Below are 2,132 nucleotides of genomic sequence, written 5' to 3'. Positions count from 1 at the left end.
TGCTTCCTCGCTTAACCACCCTGTAGGAACAAATTCCCTCTCGAGTAAAGGTAAGACGACATGCCCCCCGCCGAACACTAATGAACCAGAGCGGTAAAAACTGTCAAACATGGCAATCCAGTTTAAAGAAGTCGCCTCTCTAATGAGCGGCAGGATAATTAGCAACCCAAAGAAGAGAGAGAGGCAAATAGCTCCGAATCTGCGGGAAACAGGGAAATGTAAATGGGCCTCCTCGGATTCCGCATGCTGTTTATAAATAAGATACCCTATAAAGGCTGACACTAATATGACACCAACTTGAGTAAAGGCCGTTTGCCAAAGCAGTGTCACAATCAAGGCAAACAGCGCAAGGGCTTTTCGGTTAAGGTCGGGGGTCAGTTTTTGAGCCATCCCCAATATCGCGTGAGCAACGACCGCTACCGCCACGATCTTCAATCCGTGAATCCAGCCGGCGTCTCCCACATCCAATCCTTGGAGTATCAGTGCGAAGATAATCAGTGCCAACACGGACGGAAGAGTAAATCCAATAAAGGAAACGATCCCGCCGATAACCCCTGCCCGCATGACTCCAATGCCAATGCCGACTTGGCTGCTCGCCGGACCCGGGAGGAATTGGCATAATGCGACTAGATCTGCGTAAGTCTTTTCGTCCAGCCACTTCCTTCTTTGTACATATTCATTGTGGAAGTAACCCAAGTGGGCAACTGGCCCTCCAAAAGAAGTCAGGCCCAGTCTGGTTGAAACTAATAGGATCTCTAAAAGAGCCTTAAAACCACTATTCTCACTATTTTTTTTCATCTTCTTCCCCTTTCTGTCAGTCCCGAATTTCCTTAAAAAGTTCGTAAGCTTTATTCCTTGCTTCACTCAAAATGACGATCCCTTTTTCTGTGGCCGTATAGTATTTTCTGATTTTTCCTTCCACATTTTTTTCTTCTTTTACAAGGAGTCCATCAGCCTCCATTGTGTGAAGGATAGGATATAGGGTACCTGCACTGATGCTGTAGCCATGCTCTTTCAGTTCTTCAAGCATCCAGGCTCCATATATGGGATCTTCTTTTGCATGGTGCAGAATGTGAATTTGAATGAATCCAAGGAATAACTTTCTAAGAACCTTATCCTCCAAATTTCCACCTCCATTTCACGTTCGTCCTATTGTAAGTGGATATTGGCAACCGATATCGAAAATAGGTATTGGTTTTCAATATTGAATTTCGATATCAGTTATCCATTACTATCCTAATATTATCCGCTAAAAGAGGCAAGTACATTTACACAATCTTAATAATGCAAATGATTTAGACTAAAACCTTTCCAGTTTCATCTTAGTGGAATAAATATACATTGTGTATTCGTGTGTGACCATGGTATATTAATTTAGCTGCTAAGCCAGCAAAGATATGCGACTCAAAAAAAGTAATTGACGAGTCATGGGAAAAGTATTATTATTTAAAAGCAGCTCAATCGAGGTTAACATTTCATAAAAAACAGTTGACACGAAAAAGACTGCCTGATATACTATAAAAGTTGTCGCTGAAACAGACAACGATTTGCTCTTTGAAAACTAAACAAACAAGCGTCAACAAACAATAATATCGTGTTTCTTCTATTATATAGAGATTCACGAGCCAACGTTTTATTTTATGAGCTAATCACTCTTTATTGGAGAGTTTGATCCTGGCTCAGGACGAACGCTGGCGGCGTGCCTAATACATGCAAGTCGAGCGGACTTGAGGGAGCTTGCTCCCGATGGTCAGCGGCGGACGGGTGAGTAACACGTGGGCAACCTGCCTGTAAGACTGGGATAACTCCGGGAAACCGGGGCTAATACCGGATAATTCATTCCCTCACATGAGGGAATGCTGAAAGACGGCTTTTGCTGTCACTTACAGATGGGCCCGCGGCGCATTAGCTAGTTGGTGAGGTAACGGCTCACCAAGGCCACGATGCGTAGCCGACCTGAGAGGGTGATCGGCCACACTGGGACTGAGACACGGCCCAGACTCCTACGGGAGGCAGCAGTAGGGAATCTTCCGCAATGGACGAAAGTCTGACGGAGCAACGCCGCGTGAGCGAAGAAGGCCTTCGGGTCGTAAAGCTCTGTTGTCAGGGAAGAACAAGTACCGGAGTAACTG

2 protein-coding genes and 1 rRNA gene are annotated in these 2,132 nt (G+C 45.0%); 1 reads left to right on the top strand and 2 read right to left on the bottom strand.

All coding sequences use genetic code 11. The features are described from left to right. Both chrA and WQ57_RS22330 read right to left on the bottom strand, forming a co-directional pair. The coding region (gene chrA, locus WQ57_RS22335; protein WP_046525898.1) for a chromate efflux transporter at nt 1-798 on the bottom strand (798 nt) is incomplete at its 3' end. Nucleotides 799-814: 16 nt separating this feature from the next. After that, on the bottom strand, nt 815-1,123 hold the full coding sequence (locus tag WQ57_RS22330; RefSeq protein WP_046525897.1) for a PadR family transcriptional regulator: 309 nt from the start codon (nt 1,121-1,123) through the stop codon (nt 815-817). A 533-nt stretch (nt 1,124-1,656) separates the two neighbouring features. Between WQ57_RS22330 and WQ57_RS22325 the strand changes: the two genes are divergently transcribed. Beyond that, nucleotides 1,657-2,132: ribosomal RNA gene (locus WQ57_RS22325) — 16S ribosomal RNA — on the top strand; the annotation flags it as partial.

The sequence above is a fragment of the Mesobacillus campisalis genome (genome assembly GCF_000986785.1).
Taxonomy (GTDB): Bacteria; Bacillota; Bacilli; order Bacillales; family Cytobacillaceae; genus Mesobacillus_B; species Mesobacillus_B campisalis.
The sequence above is the reverse complement of the archived record's forward strand: the minus strand, read 5'-3'. Positions and strand labels throughout refer to the sequence as shown.